This window comes from Sorangium sp. So ce394, from assembly GCF_051474665.1.
In the GTDB taxonomy this organism is placed as follows: Bacteria; Myxococcota_A; Polyangia; order Polyangiales; family Polyangiaceae; genus Sorangium; species Sorangium cellulosum_D.
The window spans coordinates 4,134,276-4,152,195 of record NZ_CP150339.1 but is presented as its reverse complement, the minus strand read 5'-3'; the positions used below and the strand labels follow the sequence as shown (position 1 = coordinate 4,152,195).

Here is a 17,920-nt window from a genome sequence, read left to right as displayed (position 1 = left end):
TCGCGCAGAGCCAACTCCTCTCCGCGCCCCGGTTTCAACCCGGAGAGCGGCCTCTCGCGGGAGAGGGGCGTTGCGGTCCCTGCTGCTCCTGGAGAACCATGAATCGGCGGACAACGATGGATTTCGTGCTCGCGGACGCGGCGCGCGAGCCGATCACCTCGCCGCGGCGCGGCGCGGCGCCGGCGGGGCGCGGCGACCGGGAGGCGAGCGCGGAGCCGCCGCCGAGCGAGCGCGCGCGCCGCGCGGTCGTGTGGATCCTCGACGACTCGCCGCTGGAGGCCGAGATGGCGGCGCGCTCGCTCGCCGCCGGGCACGAGGTCCAGGTCTTCACGGACGCCGCGGTGATGCTGGAGCGCGTGACGAGCAGCGAGCTCCCCGACGTCCTCGTGCTCGACCAGGTGATGCCGGGCATGTCCGGCACAGAGATCTGCGGCCTCCTCCGGTCGCGCCCCGCCACGGTCGGGCTCCCGATCCTCATCCTGACCGTCGCCGGACACGAGCAAGACCTCGTCGAGGGGCTCACCGCGGGCGCCGACGACTACGTGGTCAAGCCCTGTCCCCCGGCCGCCCTGTCGGCGCGCGTCGGGGCGCTCCTCCGCTCGAAGCGGCTCCGCGAGCGGGCCGAGCGGGCCGAGCGCGTCGCCGCAGTGGAGCGCGATCTGCTGCGCGCCCTCATCGATCAGAGCGGCGACGGCATCATGGCCACGGACGAGCGCGGGGTGCTGCGCATCTGCAACGGCGAGGCCCAGCGCCAGCACGGCGTGTACGCCCGGGACGCGAGCGCCGCGATCGAGGCGCTCCGGGCCAATGGGCTGCTCGCCCTGGACGGGCGCCCGCTGCGCCCCGACGAGGACCCGCTCTACCGCGCGATCCGGGGCGAGAAGGTCGAGAACGCGCGCTGGCTCGTGACGCGCCCGGACGGCTCGATCCGCGCGCTCGCCGGGACCGCGTCGCCGCTCCGGCAAGCCGACGGATCGCCCGCCGGCGCCGTGCTGATCACGCGCGACGAGACCGACGCGCTCGAGGCGGAGCGGGCGCTCCGGGACAGCGAGGAGCGCTACCGGGTGATCATCAGCGCGCTCGAGGAGGGCATCACGCTCCAGGACGAGCGCGGGGTGATCCGCACCGCGAACGCGAGCGCCGAGCGGATCCTCGGGCGGCCCGTGGCGCAGATCGTCGGGTCGACGATGCTGGATCCCGCGTGCAGGTTCGTGCGCGAGGACGGCTCGCCGTTCCCGTTCGAGATGTTCCCCGCGCAGGTCGCGCTCCGGACCGGCGCGCCCCAGTCGGCCGTCCTGCTCGGGATGGAGCGGCAGGACGGCTCGGTCCTGTGGCTCTCGGTGAACGCGCAGCCGCTCCGCCGCGCGGACGGCGCGGTGGCCGGCGTCGTGTCCTCGTTCTTCGACATCACCGCGCGCAAGCGCGCCGAGGAGGAGCGGCAAGGCCTGCTCGCCGCGGCGCAGGCGGCGCGGGAGGAGGCCGAGGCCGCGAGCCACCTGAAGGACGAGTTCCTGGCGACGATGAGCCACGAGCTGCGCACGCCGCTCACGGCCGTCCTCGGCTGGGTCCGGATGCTGCGCACCGGCAAGCTGGCCGAGGATCGGCGCGACAAGGCGCTCGAGACGGTGGAGCGCAACGCGCAGGCGCAGGCGCAGCTGATCGACGATCTGCTCGACATCTCGCGCATCATGGCCGGCAAGCTCCGGCTGGAGGTGCAGCCGGTCGAGCTCGTGGCCGTGCTCGACGCCGCGCTCGAGGTGGTGCGTCCGGCCGCCGACGCCAAGGGGGTGCGGCTCGAGCCGCTCCTCGAGCCCGGGGTGGGCCCTGTCGCGGGGGACGCGGGCCGGCTGCAGCAGGTCGTCTGGAACCTCCTCAGCAACGCGGTGAAGTTCACGTCGCGCGGAGGGTCCGTGCGCATCCGGCTCGAGCGCTCCGAGGCGTCGGCCGAGATCGTCGTGTCCGACACCGGCCAGGGCATCGATCCCGCGTTCTTGCCCTACGTGTTCGAGCAGTTCCGGCAGGCCGAGAGCGGCACCACCCGCAAGCACGGGGGCCTGGGCCTCGGGCTCACGATCGTGAAGACCCTGGTGGAGATGCACGGCGGCACGGTCCAGGCGCTGAGCGACGGCGAGGGGCGGGGCGCGACGTTCATCGTCCGGCTGCCGCTCTCGGTGACGGCGAGCCACGCCCGGGATCGCCGGGGGATGTCGCTGCCCGGCGCGGGCGGGACCGAGCGCCCTCCGGAGCTCGAGGGCCTGAACGTGCTCGTGGTGGACGACGAGGACGACACGCGCGAGCTCCTCGTCACGATGCTGGAGCAGTGCGGCTCGCACGTGACGGCGGTGGCCTCCACCGCCGAGGCGCTGCTCGCGCTCAAGGCGCTGCGGCCCGACGTGCTCGTGTCCGACATCGCCATGCCCGGCGAGGACGGCTACGCGCTGATCCGCAAGATCCGCGCGCTCCCGTCGGCGGGCGGCGGGCGGACCCCGGCGGTCGCGCTCACCGCGTATGCGCGCACCGAGGACCGCACGCGCGCCCTGCGGGCCGGGTTCAACACCCATGTCCCGAAGCCGATCGAGCCGGCGGAGCTGCTCGCGGTGCTCGCGAACATCGCTGGATCGCGGGGAGAGGTCTAGCTCCGCCCGCCAGAGGTCCGGCCAGGGATGGCGGACTTCTGCGCCGCTTCGCGGCGGCCTCGCGCGGGCGGACCTGGCTTTGTCTCCCCGGGGCGCGAGGCCGGCCTTTCCGTCTCACGATCTCACAGGCATTCGGATACGCACGTGATGTACGCGGTGCACCCCTCGTCCGCGGCGCATTGCTCCGCGGATGTATCGATGCAAGCGTCTTCCTGGAGCCCGCCAACGCAGTCCCGGCACGCCTGGTTTCCGATGAGCCCCTGCAAGTTGGCGGATCCATCGTCCTCGCAGGCGTCGGTCTCCGCTTCGGCCGTGTCGCAGTCGCTGGCGCACGCAGCGCTCTCCGCACAACCGCACGCCTCCAGCGTCATCTCGAGGAACGCGACGGCCCCCTGCTGGTTGTCCTCGATGCACTGCGTGGCGCAGTCAGCGCCGCCGCCCTCGCCGCCGCCGCCCTCGCCGCTGCCACCCTCGCCGCTGCCGCCCGTCCCCGTGCCCGTCGTGACGGTCGAACTCGACGACGAGGAGGTGGTGGTGCCGGACGCGCCGCCCCCGCCGCCCGCCCCGCCGTCACCGCCCGGGTCGCCGTCATCCGAACAGGCCGCCACCGCGCACGCCGTGACCAGAATCGCTGCGAAGCTGAGACTCTTCATGGAGGTTTCTCCTGACAACAAAGGTTACGCTGCTCCGGCTCGAACGAGACGACGAACGCCACCGCCCCTGCGGAGCGTCTTCTCCTTCGCGCTCTGGCACCGTGCCGCGGCGCCGAGCGTCTACCCACATCAGCGCTTTACACGATGGTTTCTACCGCGTGCGCGCCAGCACCCCTTGTCGCCGGCATTGGCCATCTGCCATCCGCGCACTCAGCGTGAGCATTCACACAACCGTCCAGCAGATCCGCCGGCGACGTCCTTGTACAGAAGAGCTGATCTTAGCACGTCGAAAACCTGTGCCATTCCGATTCGCCACGTGGAGAACTTGCTCTCCATGGCGGCCTGAAGGGTGGAGCGCTCCCTGAGGGTGATGCGGGCGGATGAACCCGAGACGGCGCCGCGGCGATGAGGCCGCTTGCCTATTTGCCGCTGCTGTTCACGACAGCCGGGCTCTCGGTCGCGTGGATCCCGCCGTGAGGCACCCTACCCGCGCCGCGCCTCGGCCAACTCGATAGCTGCGCGGGCGGCTCACTCGCTACGGCAGCTCCGCTCGATGGTGTCCATCAGCTTGAGCACGTCGAACGGCTTGCTGATCACCGCGTCCGCGTCGATGCCGGCGCGGTCCGTCCCGCCGCGCGCGGTCATCACCACGATCGGCATGGAGGCGAGCATCGGGTCGCGCTTCTGCTCGGCCCGGAACTGGAACCCATCCATGACCGGCATCATCAGGTCGAGCAGGACCAGCGAGATGGACGACGGATCGTCCCGCAGGTAGTCCAGGGCCTCGCGCCCGTTCGCGACCGACGCGACCAGATACCCCTCATCTTCCAGGAGCTCGCTCAACGTCTGGCGGATCGCCGCGTCGTCGTCGACGATCAGGATGCACTTGTTGGGACGGCTCATCGTCATGCGCAATCGCTCTCTTCCCGAGCTCTCCCCGAGGCAGCAGGGTCCTGTGGCGCCTCGGCCAGGCGCCGGCCCGCGGCCCGCTCGCGCCGATCGCCTCAGGCGCGCCCGGAGCCCGGCCCGCCCCCCGGCAGAGCGGCGGCAGGGCCGGCCAGCGGCAGGGTGACCTTGAAGGTCGAGCCCTCGCCCAGGACCGAGCTCACCTCGATCGAGCCGTCCAGCGCCTCGACCAGCTGCCTCGTGATGTAGAGCCCCATGCCCAGACCGCCATAGTGCCGCGCCGACACGGCCCGCTCGAACCGCCCGAAGATCCGACCGAGGTTCTCCGGCGCGATCCCGATACCGTGGTCCGCGATCGTGAGCGTGGCGCTCGAGCCCGCCGAGTCGACGGCGATCTCGATGGGTTTTCCCTGACCGTACTTGAGCGCGTTCGAGACGAGGTTGTCGACGACCTGCTCGAGCCGCAGCCGATCCCAGTTGCCGGCGCCGTCGTCGCCCGCGCTCACGGTCACCCGGGAGCCGGATTCCGCGATCTCCCCGCCCTCGTGGAAGCGGGCCACCACCTGCCGGACGATCTCCGACAGCCGGACGGGCTCCAGGTCGAGGGCGAGGCGCCCCGCGGAGATCCGGGAGATGTCGAGCAGGTTGTCGACGAGCCGCCTCAGCCGCTCGCCCTGGCGGCGGACGAGCCCGAGCCGGTCCGTGAGCCACGCGAGGCGCTCCTTGTCGGGGCAGAGCTCCGGCGCGCGGCGCGTCAGGATCTGGATCTGCAGCGACAGCGGGGTGAGCGGCGTCTTCAGCTCGTGGGAGGCGATCGAGAGGAACTCGTCGCGCAGCGCGATCGCGCTCTGGGCGTCCTTGTACAGGCGCGCGTTGTCCACGGCGAGCGCGCAGCGGCGCGCGAGCTCCTCCGCGCCCGCGAGGTCCTCCCGGCTGTACCGGCGCCCGGACTGCGCGGCGATGAAGGTGAGCGTCCCGAAGAGCCGCCCCCGCCGCGCCAGCGGGACGCACATGTACGAGCGCCCCCCCATGGCCCGCATCACCCGGAGGTGCTCCTCGTCGTGCGCGATGCCGCGCATGTCCTCCTCCGTGAGGCGCTCGACGAGGAGCGGCTCCCGCGCGATGAACACCCGCGTCGACGGGTGCTCGCGGTTGCCGTCGAGCTTGAGCGTGAAGCGCTTCGCCTCCTCGGCCAGGGCGGCCTGCGAGGGGTCGGCGCAGGCCACGCTCACCCGCCGGAACGTGCCCTCCTCCTCGTCGAGCAGGTCGACGAGGCAGAAGTCGGCGAGGACCGGCACCGCGAGCTGCGCGACCCGGGCGAGCGTCGTCGGGTAGTCCAGCGAATCGGCGAGCACCACGCTCGCCGCGTCGAGGAAGCGGGGCAGCTCCAGCGCGCGCTCCCGCTCCGCGGCCTCGGCCGCCCTCCGCCGCATCCGCGCCATCTCGATCTGCGTCCGGACGCGCGCGAGGAGCTCGCGCGCCGAGAACGGCTTCACGAGGTAATCGTCCGCCCCCGTGTCGAGGCCCTCGACGACCGCATCCTCGCCCGCGCGCGCGGACAGGAGCATCACGGGGACCATGCTCGTCCTCGGATCCGCCCGGAGCTCGCGGAGGAGGGAGACGCCGTCGAGCCCGGGCATGATCACGTCGCTCACCACGAGGTCCGGCGGGCGCGCGAGCGCCGCCTCCAGGGCCGCCCGTCCGTCGGAGACCGCCTCCACGTGCCACCTCGGCGAAAGGAGGTGGACGAGGTAGTCGCGCATGTCCGCGTTGTCGTCGGCGACGAGGACGCTGCCCTCCCGCTCCCCCGGCGCGGCCCCGGCGCGAGCCTCCGGCGCGGCCCCGGCGCGAGCCTCGGGGCCTCCGGGCGCCGCGCCTTTGCGCGCCTGCGGACACCACTGCGACGCCTCGATCACGTGGAGGCTCGTGCCGACCGGCGAGGGCGCGGCCTCCGGGGCGGCCGCGGCGACGCGCTCGGCGGGCAGGTGCGCGTGGCCCCTCGGGATCGACACGGTGAACGCGCTCCCCCGGCCCGGCTCGCTCGAGACGCGCACGGCCCCCCCGTGGACCTTGACGAGCTCCTGGACGAGGGCGAGCCCGATGCCGGTGCCCTCGATGCTCCGGCAGCGCGCGCCGTGGACGCGGTGGAACCGCTCGAAGATGCGCGGGAGCTCGTCCGCCGGGATCCCGGCGCCGGTGTCGCGCACGCACAGCTCGACGTGGTCCGGAGAAGGCTGGAGCGAGACCGCGATCTCCCCTTCGAACGTGAACTTGAAGGCGTTCGACATGAGGTTCGAGACGATCTTCTCCCACTGCGCCCGGTCGACGTAGATGGGCTCCGGCAGCGGCGGGCAGTCCACGACGAGCGACAGGCCCGCGCCCTCGACCAGCGAGCGAAAGGAGCTCGCGAGCTCCGCGGTGAGCCGCGCGAGGTCGGTCGGCTCGAACGTCCGCTGGAGGCGCCCCGCCTCGATGCGGGAGAAGTCGAGCAGCGTGTTGACGAGCCGGAGGAGCCGCAGGGTGCTGCGGCGCACCGCGGCGAGGCCATCGCCCGAGAGCGAGGCGCCGGGGTGGGCCAGCGCGTCCTCGACGCGCCCGAGGATGAGGGTGAGCGGGGTGCGGAACTCGTGGCTCACGTTGGCCACGAACTCCGTCTTGAGGCGGTCGAGCGTCGCGAGCTCGTCCCTGTGCCGGGCGACCTCCCGCTCGAGCCGCCGCTGCTCGGTGACGTCGCGCCCCTCGGCGATCATGAAGACGACGTTGCCTTGCCGGTCCTTGACGGGCTTCAGGTTGAAGTCGATCGTGATGATCTCCTCGCCCCGGTTGCCCCCGAGGATCTCCACGTCGTACCGGACGAACTCGCCGCGCGCCGCGTGCCGCACCGCGTCCTTCAGCCGCTCCTGGGCCTCGGGCGCGCCCTGCCACCAGCGGCAGTCCCAGAACGGCACTCCGTGCACCTGCCCGAGCCCCACGCCGGCGCCGCGGACCGAGGCGTAGTTCGACTCCCAGTTCGTGCCGCGGGCGTCGAGCAGGCCCCAGAACTGGAAGGCGCTGTTCATCGCGACCCGCGCCGCGAGCAGCCGCATCAGCCCGGACTCGCGCCCTGGGCTCGCGCGCGCGAGCTCCTGCTTCAGGAGCTCGGTGTCCTGGAGGAGGCGTTCCTCGGAGTCGTCTACGGGTCTCACGATCGTGAGGTCTTCCAGGCGTTCGATGAAGTCGCGCCCTTCCGCTCGTTCCTCGCTGCACCGCTGTTTCATCCCGTCGCTCATCCCGCCTGCGGCTCCGCTCCACGCAGGGAACAGCTCATCGTGAAGCGCTTAGTGGAGATCGACCTTCGCGCAAGGCCCGATCGCCTGGGCGCGGGCGAGCGAGCTTTTGTGGACGGTCGCGATGTCTGGATACGCGGGCGGGCCGGGCTTTGGGGCGCGCGGCGCCGCGTCCGGCTGCCGGCCCGGCCGGCGGCGTGGCGGGCAGCCGGACGCGGCGCCGCGATGCCTGGTAAGCTCGCCGGCCATCCACCATGAGCGCGCCCCCCGAGGTCGTCGTCGTCGGCAACATCGGCATCGACACGAACATCTATCTTCATGGCGAATCCATCGACTGGAGCGTCGAGGCGAATTTCACCCACAACACGGACTCCGTGGGGCAGGCGGGCGGGTACGCGAGCCGCGGCTACGCGGGCCTCGGCGCCTGCCGCGCGGCGATGGCCGGCGCGCGGCTCTGCCATTTCAACCTCGGGTGCACACCGCCCACGGCGTTTTCGGCCGTGCGCGCTGGGCGCAGCGCCCTTTCGCGCGATCACCGAACCCGGTACGCTCGGGCACTATGGTCGAAGAGAGCACGCGTCAGGAGCCGCCGGTCGCCGACAGGTTGCGTCGCGTCGGCGCGCTGTTCGAGCCCTTCTCGTCGAGCTATGCGGACAACCCCGCGCTGGCGTTCTATCAGGCGGCGCACCGGGAGGCGCCGGTCGCCTACAGCGAGGCGTTCTCCGCTTACCTCGTCGTGGGGCACGCCGAGCTCACGCAGGTGCTCCGCGAGCCGGTCGGGTTCTCCTCGGCGCACATCCTCGACCTGCCGCCGGATCTGCCGCCGGAGGTGACCGCCGAGCTCCGGCGCGGCATCTACCAGATGCCGCCGGCGCTCTTCAACAACGACCCTCCCGGGCACACGCGCGCGCGGGCGCTCTTCTCCAAGGCGTTCACGCCCGCGCGGGTCGCCTCCCTCGAGCCGACGATCGCCGAGGCGGCGGAGGCGCTGGTCCGCGCGATGGCGCCGGGCGACGGCCCGGTGGATCTGATGCAGGCGCTCGCCTTCCCGCTCCCCTTGCAGATCATCACCGCCCTCATCGGGATACCGCTCGTGGACGCGCCGCTGCTCAGGGCTTGCCAGGACGACCGACTCAAGCTCTACGACCCGGCGCTCGACAAGGCGCGCCAGGTCGAGGCGGCGCGGAGGTGCGTGGCCTACGAGCGATATCTGGCCGACCTCATCGAGCGACGCCGCGGCGCGCCTGCCGACGACCTGATCACCGCCCTCATCGGCGCCCGCGTCGACGGCGAGGCGCCCCTGTCGGTGGAAGAGATGATCTCCCACCTCATCGTCCTGTTCTTCGCCGGCTACGAGACCGTGGCGAGCCTGATCGGCTCGCTCGTGCTCCGCCTGCTCGAAACGCCCGCGCTGTGGGACGCCATCGGCAGCGACCCAGCGCTGCTCCAGGCGGCGATGGAGGAGACGCTCCGGATCGACGCCCCGGTGCAGATGGAGCCGCGGCGCGCGACGGCGCCGGCGGTGGTCGGCGGCGTCGAGATCCCCGCGGGGGCCACGGCGTTCGCCTTCTTCGGCGCCGCGAACCACGATCCGGCGATATTCCCGGATCCGCTGCGGTTCGACGTGAATCGCTTTGCCGCCGGCCCGCGCGCGCGGCACCTCGGCTTCGGCTGGGGTGTTCACACCTGCATCGGCGCCTCGCTCGCGCGCATCGAGGTGCGGTGCGCCGTGCAGGCGCTGCGCGCTGCGTTCCCCGGCCTGCGCCTCGCCGCCGAGGCGCGCCCGAGCTATGCGCCCAGCATGTTCTTCCGGAAGCCCACGGCCTTGCCCGTGACGCTCGGCGCGGCATGACCGGGCGGCTCCTCCTGCCGGCCGACGGCGAATCCGCGCCGGCGGGCGCCGGCGGCGCGCGCGGCCATCGACTATCCTCGCGTCGATGCCCTGTCGCCTCAGCCTCGCCGCCGGCGCGGCGCTCGCCGCCGCGCTCGTCTCGTCGCCCGGGCTGCTGTCGTGCGCCCGGCCCCAGCCCTCCGCGCCTTCCCCTTCCCCTCCCGCCGCGCCTCCCTCGCCCTCCGCGCGGCCAGCGGCGGCGCCGCCGGCCGACGGCGCGCGCCGCCGCGCCCGCGAGCTCGGCATCGTCATCGGCCGCCTGCCCACGGGCAGGCTGAACGCGATCACCGATGTCCCCGGCGTGCGGGTCGGGCACGTCACCCACCATCGGGGCGCTGGCCGGCTCGCCCCGGGCAAGGGGCCGGTGCGGACCGGCGTGACGGTCATCCTGCCGACGTCGGACGACTTCTGGCACCACAAGCTCCCTGCCGCGAGCTTCGTCCTGAACGGCAATGGGGAGATGACCGGGCTGCACTACGTCAACGAGTTCGGCGTCCTCGAGTCGCCCATCGTCTTCACCAACACGCTCGCCGTGGGCCGCGCGTTCGACGGGGCGGTCCAGTACATGCTCCGGCGTTATCCGGCCATCGGCATCGACGAGCCCACCGTGGGGCCCATCGTCGGCGAGTGCGACGACAGCGCGTTGAACGACATCCGGGGGCTGCACGTGTCGGCCGAGGACGTGCTCACGGCGGCGGAGCAGGCGGCGGACGGGCCTGTTCAGGAGGGGGCGGTCGGCGGGGGGACGGGCATGATCTGCTACGATTTCAAGTGCGGTATCGGCACGGCCTCGCGCGTCGTGCCGGAGGCCGCCGGCGGGTTCATCGTGGGCGCCATCGTGCAGGCCAATTTCGGGGCGCGGGGCGAGCTGCGGATCGACGGCGTGCCGGTCGGCCAGGAGATCCGCGACCTCTTGCCCGTGCCGGATTACCATAGCGAGGGCTCGCTGCTCGCCGTGGTCGCGACCGACGCGCCCCTGTCGGCGCGGCAGCTCGGGCGGGTCGCGCGCCGCGTCTCGCTCGCGGTGGGGCGCACGGGCACGATCTCCCGCGACGGGAGCGGCGACCTGTTCCTGGCCTTCGCGACGGGGAACAGGATCGCGGCCGAGCCCAGGGAGCTGACCCGGACGCTCCGCGAGGTGGACGACGGGCGCCTCAACCCGGTGTTCCAGGCGGCCGAGGAGGCGGTGGAAGAGGCGATCCTCAACGCGCTGACCATGGCGACGACGACGTTCGGGCAAGACGACCACGTCGCTTACGCCATCCCGCTCGACCGGCTGCGCGAGGTGATGAGAAGGCACGGGAGGCTCGCGGCGCCAGGCTCTGGCACGCTCGGGCGCGACGTCGCTGCGCCCCGGGCTCGCACCACGGCGGAGCCTTGACAGCCCCACCCCCGGCGCGTCTATTCGAGATCGTGCCCCGGCAACACGTCGTCTCGATCGGTGAGTGCGCCGCCAGCATCGCCGACCGTCATGGCTTCACGATCGACACGATCTGGCGTCACGCCGACAACGCCGCGCTCCGGGCGAAGCGGGAGAGCCCTTATGTCCTCGAGCCCGGCGATCGGGTGACCATCCCGGATCGGCGGCTCCGCGAGGAGGCGTGCGCCACGGGGCGCCGCCACGTCTTCCGCCGCCGCGGCGTGCCGGAGAAGCTGCGGATTCGCCTCCTCTCGGGCGAGGTCCCCCGCGTGGGCCTCGCCTACGAGCTCCGGGTCGACGATCTCTGCTTCTCCGGCGAGACCGACGGTGGCGGCTGGCTGGAGCACTGGATCCCCCCGGGAGCACGAGCCGGGCGGCTCGTCCTCGCCGACGGTCAGGTCCACGAGCTCGCGCTCGGCCAGCTCCTTCCCCACGCCTCGACGGCGGGCGCCCGCGCCCGGCTCGCCAACCTCGGCTACCTCCGCGAGCCCGCCGCCGCGGCGGAGGACGTGGAGCGCGCCGTCGCCTCGTTCCAGCGCGATCACGCGCTCGAGGCCACGGGCGCGCTCGACGAGCAGACCCGCCGCGCGCTGCTCGACGCCCACGGTTCCTGAAGCCGGAGACCGCATGCCCCGCATCCATCACCGATTGCCCCCGGGCGTCCGCACGCGCGGGATCCGTACGCAGAAGAAGCACCTTCGCGCGCTGAAGGGCCGGTTGCGCCGGCCGGAGAGCGACAAGGACGAGGTCGCGGCCGAGATCATCCGCCTGGTGCGGAGGCTGCGGCGAAAGAGCGCCGTCCCGCTCCGGGGGCGCCTCTGGCACCGGAAGCAGGCCGCCGAGATCGCCGCCCTCCTCCAGCAGGATCGCGAGCTGATCGCCCTGCTCGAGGGCGGCCCCTCCTTGGAGGAGGTCATCTCCAGGGCGCTCACGCAGCCCGGAGGCGGGAAGTCGAAGGGCGTCAGGAAGAGGCGTGTCCTCGAGATGCTCATCCACCTCCCCACCCGGGCGAGGCCGCTCGCGAAGGGCCGCGGCGGCAACACCTTCGACACCCGCCCACCGCGGCGCTATTACGCGTTCGTCGACTCCATCAGCCGCAGCGACGGCGATCGCGCCCATGTGCGCCTCGACTGCGTCGATCGGGGCTGGATGAACAAGGTCTGGCTCGAGCTGGTCAACGATCGGGCGGCGGAGCGGCTCGTGCAGATCCTCCGCGGCAGGAAGTTCGACGACGTCTTTCCGAAGCTCCGGACCGACGAGATGAGCTTCCTGCACGCGCTCTATTCCTGGTACCTGCTCCGGGTCCTGGAGGCGGGAGACGAGGCCCCCGTCGCCTCCTTCGAGTACGTGATCCCCGCGGCGGAGCTCGGCCGCGGGCTGCCGGTCGAGTGCGACTGGTACGAGGTCGAGATCCACCGGACCCGGGGCGCGGACGCGAAGTACGTCGGCGACCTGGTCGTCTTCGGGATGAACCCCTCCGGCGACGTGCGCGAAGCAGGGCTCTTCACCGGCGTCCCGAGGCGCCTGCCCGACTCGTCCCCGGACCTCTGGCGCATCACGCAGGGCGCTATCAAGGCGCTGCATTTCCCCCAGCTCGCGGCGAAGGCGAGGCCCAGAAGGCCGGCGCCGCTCCGGGGGCGCCGGAGGCGACCGGGACCGACGGCCATGGCCCTCGAGAGCGAGGGTTCGTTCGGCGACGGGTCACCGGGGACCAGCGGTGGGGATTCCGGGCCCGGGTCCAGGGAGATCTTCCGGACGAGCCTGCCGGAGCTCCTTCGCCGGCTCCTCGCGGGGCCGAAGGCGGCCTGGCAGCGGGGCGTCGAGGCGATTCGCGATTTCTTCGGCGGGTTTCCGTGGGATGGCGGGCCGCCGCTCGCGCTCGCGGGCGTGGGGGCGCTGCCGGCGACCTTCGCCGCACCCACCCGCCGCCCCCGCCCTCGGGAGGAGGGGCGGGGCGGCGCGGCGATGGCCTATGTGGGCAGCCCGCCGAACGGCGCCCCGCCGCCCGCGCAGCTCCCGAACCCGATGGTGATCGCAGGAGGCCAGCAGCCCTTCGTGGCCGTCTTCGACGTCGGCCAGGGCGGCTGCAACGCCCTTCACGACAACCAGGGACGTGTCATCGCCTATTACGACGTGGGTTTTCCGGACAACAAACTCGGGAGCTGGCCCGTGCCCGACACGCGCCTCTGCCTCTGCCACGATCCGCTGATCATCCTCTCCCATTTCGATCTCGATCACATGCAGCTGGCTCGCTACCAGCACGACCTCTACCGCCGGCGCTGGCTCGCTCCGCAGCAGCACATGGGCGCAGGCCAGGTCCGGGAGACCATCGCCCGCGTGCTCCACCACGGGGGTGAATTCCACCTCTGGGTGGCCGGCGGCGGCTCGCAGATGCATTTCCCCTGGGGCTTCCTCGAGCGGTGCCAGGGCAACAACGCCTATCGAGAGGGGGAGAAGAACAACTCCGGCGTGGCGATGTACGTGTGTGTCGACGACAACCCGGCCGCGGCGGCGGCCGTCCTCGGCGCCGCGGCGGCGCCGGCCGGCAACGCGGCGGGGGTCGCGGGCTGGGGGGGATGCGGGCCGCTGACCTTCGCCAACGCGGCCGCCACGATGCTCGAGGACGGCCTGCTGGTGAGGGGTGTAGACACCGCGCTCGAGAACGCCGAGATGAAGGCGGCCATCGCCGCGGTCGCGCGCGCGGCCGCGGCGCAGGCCCAGGCGCTGGGCGCCGGCGCGAGGGTGATCGCGATCGCCGCCGCCGCGGCCACCAGGACGGCGGAGTTCGCGTCCGAGAAGACCCGGGGGAATCGGGCCACCAAGCTCGCCAGGGTGCGGCACCTCGCGGCCAATCCGGCGCGGGACGCCATCGTGGCCGCCGCGATCGCGGCGGACGCCTCCGTGGCTGCCGGGGCCCCGGTCGCCGCGACCGCGACCGCGGCCACGGCGGCCGCCGCGGTGCCCGCCGACGCGACCACGGTGCATACGGCGGCCAGCTTCGTCGTGACCAACCACGCGAGGGGCGCGGTCGCCCTCACGGGCGATGCCGTCGTGACGGGAAACGCTCCGGGCTCGACGCCCCAGGTCGTGACCGCCGGACTCGCCGTGGCAGGCGGAGGCGCCGTGAACGTGGCCGACACCGCCGCGCGGTCCATCGTCGTTCCCAACCTGACGCCGGCCGAGGCCAGCACCCTGGTGACCGCGACCGTGAAAGCGGCAATCGCCGCGCCCGAAGCGCAGACGAAGGCGGCCGCGATCAGCACCGCCGCGGGCAACGCGGCTGGAAACCCCGTGGCGGCCATCGCCGCCGCCGCGGTGGCCGCCGCCGCGGCGCCCGCCGACGCGGCCACAGCCCACACGGCGGCCATCCACGCCGTGACCAACCACGCGGCGGGGCGCGCCGCGCTCATCGTCGATGCCACCGTGACGGGCAACGCTCCCAACGCCGTCGGCGAGGTCGTGGACGCCGCGCTCGCGGCGCACACCGCCGCGGGGCAGCCCGGGGCGTCCGCCGGGTCGGTCGTGAAGGCGGCGGCCGGCGCGGTCCCCCGCATCGCGCTGTGGGAGCTCGACGCCGTCTCGGCCGCCGTGATCGCCGCCGCGGCGGGCGTGCCGGCGGTCGGGATCACCCGCGCCGCGGCGCCGCTCGTCTTCGAGACGGTCACCGACGCCGTCGCCATCGAGGACAACGCCCTGACCCCGATCGTCGCCGCAGCCGTGCTGGCCGCCCCCCTCCTGGCGCGTCCAGCCCTCCGGCCCGTCCTCGATCATGCCGTCTCCCACGGAGCGGCGGAGAAGTACGTGCTGCTCACCGGCGACGCGGATTTCAGCAACGTCCGCTCGCAGGCGCTCAACCCGCCGCCGCTCGTCGTCGCGCTCACGGCGGTTCACCACGGAGCGATCACCGAACTGGGCGGGAACCACGAGCACATCCCGTGGGCCCCCGGCTCGGACGCCGTCAAGGCGGCGACCGCGGCCATCCAGTGCACGGCCGACGGCGGCAGCGTGGTCGCCGTGGCGCTCGCCGCCGCCGTGGCCCTCGACCCCGCGGCGGCGGCCGCCGGTCCCACGGCTGCCCAGATCTCCCTGGCCGCCCGGCGCGCGGTGGCAGGCGACAACACCGCGCAGGTCACCACCGCGCTGGGCAACGCCGCCCTCGGCCCGCTCGCGACCTCGGCTTGCAACGCCGTTGCCACGGCGCAGCTCCGCGCCGGACAGGCGGCGGCCACCATGAGGAGCGCGGTGGCCGCCGGCGCGGTCGTGGCAGGCTCGGAGGCCGCCATGGCCGGCGCGTGCATCGCCGCCGTGCAGGCGCAGGTGGCCGGGGCCGGCGGCTCGGCGACCGAGCGCCGGCTCGCCGTGGCGGCGGCCGCGCTGCTGGGAGCGCACCTCGAACCGACGCTGCCGGCGAGCCTCTGCGGCGCAACGGCGTTCGCGGCCGCGCAGGTGGGGCTCGCGGCTCCGCTCGGTCCGGCGGCGCTCGCGGGTCTGCTCGCGCCGCTCCGCGACCGGAAGCTCGCCACCCTCGTGCCGGTGCTCCCTGCGCCCGTCACCGCGGCGACCACGCCGGCCACGACCCTGGACGCCGAGCTCGCCGCCGCCATCGTGGTCGGCGGCGCGGTTGGCGGGACCGGCAGCGTGGAGGGCCACATCCTCGCGATGCAGCGGGAGTGGAAGAGCACCATCGGCGACGCGGTCGCGGACGCGCTCCGGAAGATCATGACCGCCGCGCCGGGCGGCGTCGCGAACCCGCTCGCGCCGGGCGCCGCGTCGCTCGGGGTGCCCGGCGCCGCCTGGACGCCGAGGAACTGGGCAGCGAGCGCAGGCGCCGCGAGCGGGGCCGCCGAGGCGCTGAACGTGAGCGCGCCCCTCGTCGACGCGGCCGTGAACGCGGCCCGGTCCGGCACCGCTCTCCCCAATTTCGGCGCCATGCCCGCCAGCGGGAAGATCGCCTATTCCTACGGTGTCGCGCGCGCCGACGGACACCACTACTACCTCGCGGCGCCCGGCGCAAAAGGGCATCCCCACCCGGCCGCCGTGGCCCTCTACGAGTCCCACGGCTGGACCGAGCGGCGCAACACCGCGCAGCTCGCGCACGCGTCCCAGCAGCCCGACGCCGCGAGCCCCCACGGCCACGTCGCCCTCGGCTGGGATCAAGGGATCCCCGGCCCGCTGGCCGCCCCGCTCCAAGCGGGGTGTCCGAACTGCCAGCCTCATGCCTTCCTGGTCTGAACGACCGTCGGCGCCCGTCCCGAGGACCCCGGCCCGACCTGCCCGCGCGCGGTCCGCTGGCGAAGGGGCGCGCCGAGCGGTCGCCCATCTCGCGCGCGCGACGCGGCCGCGCCGCGAGGCGCTGGCGACACCGATCCTGTCCTGCGCGCGCCGCAGCAGCCGATCACCACCCGGCTGCTGCTGAGGCAGCAGCCGAGCCCCCCGCCGCACGTCCACGCCGGCCACAGCGCTGGCCCGATCGGTGCTTGGGCCCGCCGCGGCGGATCCCCGATGAGCACCCCAGCGACGCCGTCCCCACCTCGCGCCTCCGAAATCGACGACGTCGCCGACGTCCTGGTGATCGGCGGCGGCCCCGCCGGCGCGTGGGCCGCGCTCGGGGCCGTCGCGAGCGGCGCGCGCAGCGTGGCGCTCGTCGACAAGGGATACTGCGGCACCTCCGGCGCCACCGCCCCCGCGAACACCGGCGCCTGGTACGTGACGCCCGAGGGCGACGCGCGCGAGCGCGCCATCGAGGCGAGGTTCGCGCGGAGCGGCGGGCTCGCGCACCGCGACTGGATGGCGCGCGTCCTCGACGCGACCTGGGAGCAGATCAACCGCCTCGCCGAGTGGGGCTATCCCTTTCCGCTGGACGACAGCGGCCTTCAATACCGCGCCAACCTGCGGGGCCCCGATTACATGTATTTCCTGCGCCGCCAGCTCCGGCGCGCGGGCGTCCGCATCCTCGACCACGCCCCTGCCCTCGAGCTCCTCGTCAGCGAGGGCGTGGTCGCCGGCGCGGCCGGCCACGCCCGCCAGCAGGACGCCGCCTGGCGCATCCGCGCCGGGGCCGTGGTCCTCGCGAGCGGCGGCTGCGCGTTCCTCAGCAAGGCGCTCGGCTGCGACGTCAACACCGGAGACGGCACCCTGATGGCCGCCGAGGTCGGCGCCGAGCTCTCCGGGATGGAGTTCTCGGCGCAATACGGGATCAGCCCCGCCTACGCCTCGGTCACCAAGGGGCTGCCCTATTTCTGGGCGACCTTCACCACCGAATCGGGCGAGGTCATCGACAGCCGGGGCAATCGCATGCTCGCGGTGGCCAGGGCGCTGCGCCAAGGGCCGGTGTACGCGGTGCTCGACCGCGCCGGCCCCGAGATCCAGCGCTGGCTGCGCGACGGACAGCCGAACTGCTTCCTGCCCCACGATCGGCTCGGGATCGACCCGTTCAAGCAGCGGTTCCCCGTCACCCTCCGCTCGGAGGGCACGGTGCGCGGCAGCGGCGGGATCCGCATCGTCGACGACGGGTGCGCGACCGGCGTCCCGGGGCTCTACGCCGCGGGCGACGCGGCCTCGCGCGAGCTCATCGTCGGCGCCTCGAGCGGCGGCGGGAGCCCCAACGCGGCCTGGGCCATCTCGAGCGGCACCTGGGCGGGCCGCGCCGCGGCGCGCTTCGCGCAGCGCCTCGGCGACCGCGCCGCCGCGCGGGCCGTGCGCCCCGCCGGGACCGTCGGCCTCCGGCCCGGCGGGACGGCGGGCGGGCCCTTCGCCAAAGAGATCATCGACCTCGTCCAGCAGGAGGTGCTGCCGCTCGACAAGAACCTCTTCCGCCGGGGCGATCGGCTGGCGGCCTCGGTCGAGCGGCTCGACGGCGCGTGGCGCGACGCCGAGGCGCACCTCCACGCCGCCGGCGCCGCCCGGATCCGCGCGCGCGAGGCCGCCGCGCTGCTGGCCACGGCGCGGTTCTGCTACAGGAGCGCCCTCGCGCGCGCCGAGTCCCGGGGCCTGCACCAGCGCACCGACCTGCCGCACACCGACCCGGACCAGGCCCACTGCCTCGCGACCGGCGGGCTCTCGTCCATCTGGGTCGAGCCGCGCCGGCCTACGCACGGGTCCGGCCCGCCCGCCCCTGACGCCTCTGACGCCCCTGATTGAGGAGACCT

Annotated in this window: 9 protein-coding genes; 6 read left to right on the top strand and 3 right to left on the bottom strand. The window is 73.7% G+C overall.

Going from position 1 to position 17,920, the window contains the following annotated elements:
• Positions 1-98 precede the first annotated feature (98 nt).
• Complete coding sequence (locus tag WMF33_RS15425; RefSeq protein ID WP_437337837.1) at positions 99-2,636, top strand: hybrid sensor histidine kinase/response regulator; 2,538 nt, start codon at positions 99-101, stop codon at positions 2,634-2,636.
• 122 nt (positions 2,637-2,758) lie between these two features.
• On the opposite strand, the gene WMF33_RS15420 is transcribed toward WMF33_RS15425, so the two are convergent.
• From WMF33_RS15420 to WMF33_RS15410, 3 genes are all read right to left on the bottom strand, one after another.
• Positions 2,759-3,289, bottom strand: coding sequence for a hypothetical protein (locus tag WMF33_RS15420; protein WP_437337836.1), 531 nt, complete (start codon positions 3,287-3,289; stop codon positions 2,759-2,761).
• A gap of 528 nt (positions 3,290-3,817) precedes the next feature.
• Positions 3,818-4,198, bottom strand: coding sequence for a response regulator (locus WMF33_RS15415; RefSeq protein WP_437337835.1), 381 nt, complete (start codon positions 4,196-4,198; stop codon positions 3,818-3,820).
• 95 nt (positions 4,199-4,293) lie between these two features.
• A complete protein-coding gene (locus WMF33_RS15410) occupies positions 4,294-7,380 on the bottom strand; it encodes an ATP-binding protein (protein WP_437337834.1) in 3,087 nt (1,028 codons plus the stop codon).
• A 640-nt stretch (positions 7,381-8,020) separates the two neighbouring features.
• On the opposite strand from WMF33_RS15410, the gene WMF33_RS15405 reads away from it, so the two are divergent.
• The 5 genes from WMF33_RS15405 (at position 8,021) to WMF33_RS15385 (ending at position 17,912) form a co-directional block, all read left to right on the top strand.
• The gene (locus tag WMF33_RS15405; protein WP_437337833.1) at positions 8,021-9,313 is read left to right on the top strand and encodes a cytochrome P450; all 1,293 of its coding nucleotides are present in this window, start codon (positions 8,021-8,023) and stop codon (positions 9,311-9,313) included.
• Between the two features lie 85 nt (positions 9,314-9,398).
• A complete protein-coding gene (locus WMF33_RS15400; RefSeq protein ID WP_437337832.1) occupies positions 9,399-10,733 on the top strand; it encodes a P1 family peptidase in 1,335 nt (444 codons plus the stop codon).
• Positions 10,734-10,765: 32 nt separating this feature from the next.
• Entirely contained in the window at positions 10,766-11,386 is a 621-nt protein-coding gene (locus WMF33_RS15395) for a peptidoglycan-binding domain-containing protein (RefSeq protein WP_437337831.1), read from the top strand.
• Between the two features lie 13 nt (positions 11,387-11,399).
• The gene (locus WMF33_RS15390) at positions 11,400-16,004 is read left to right on the top strand and encodes a hypothetical protein (RefSeq protein WP_437337830.1); all 4,605 of its coding nucleotides are present in this window, start codon (positions 11,400-11,402) and stop codon (positions 16,002-16,004) included.
• A 270-nt stretch (positions 16,005-16,274) separates the two neighbouring features.
• Positions 16,275-17,912, top strand: coding sequence for an FAD-binding protein (locus WMF33_RS15385; RefSeq protein WP_437337829.1), 1,638 nt, complete (start codon positions 16,275-16,277; stop codon positions 17,910-17,912).
• Positions 17,913-17,920: the final 8 nt, after the last annotated feature.

What these genes read in the sequence shown, in the direction of transcription:
- WMF33_RS15425 (WP_437337837.1), top strand. Translation starts at nt 99, where the DNA reads ATGAATCGGCGGACAACGATGGATTTCGTGCTCGCGGACGCGGCGCGC.
- WMF33_RS15415 (WP_437337835.1), bottom strand. Translation starts at nt 4,198, where the DNA reads ATGACGATGAGCCGTCCCAACAAGTGCATCCTGATCGTCGACGACGAC.
- WMF33_RS15390 (WP_437337830.1), top strand. Translation starts at nt 11,400, where the DNA reads ATGCCCCGCATCCATCACCGATTGCCCCCGGGCGTCCGCACGCGCGGG.
- WMF33_RS15385 (WP_437337829.1), top strand. Translation starts at nt 16,275, where the DNA reads ATGAGCACCCCAGCGACGCCGTCCCCACCTCGCGCCTCCGAAATCGAC.
- WMF33_RS15400 (WP_437337832.1), top strand. Translation starts at nt 9,399, where the DNA reads ATGCCCTGTCGCCTCAGCCTCGCCGCCGGCGCGGCGCTCGCCGCCGCG.
- WMF33_RS15405 (WP_437337833.1), top strand. Translation starts at nt 8,021, where the DNA reads ATGGTCGAAGAGAGCACGCGTCAGGAGCCGCCGGTCGCCGACAGGTTG.
- WMF33_RS15420 (WP_437337836.1), bottom strand. Translation starts at nt 3,289, where the DNA reads ATGAAGAGTCTCAGCTTCGCAGCGATTCTGGTCACGGCGTGCGCGGTG.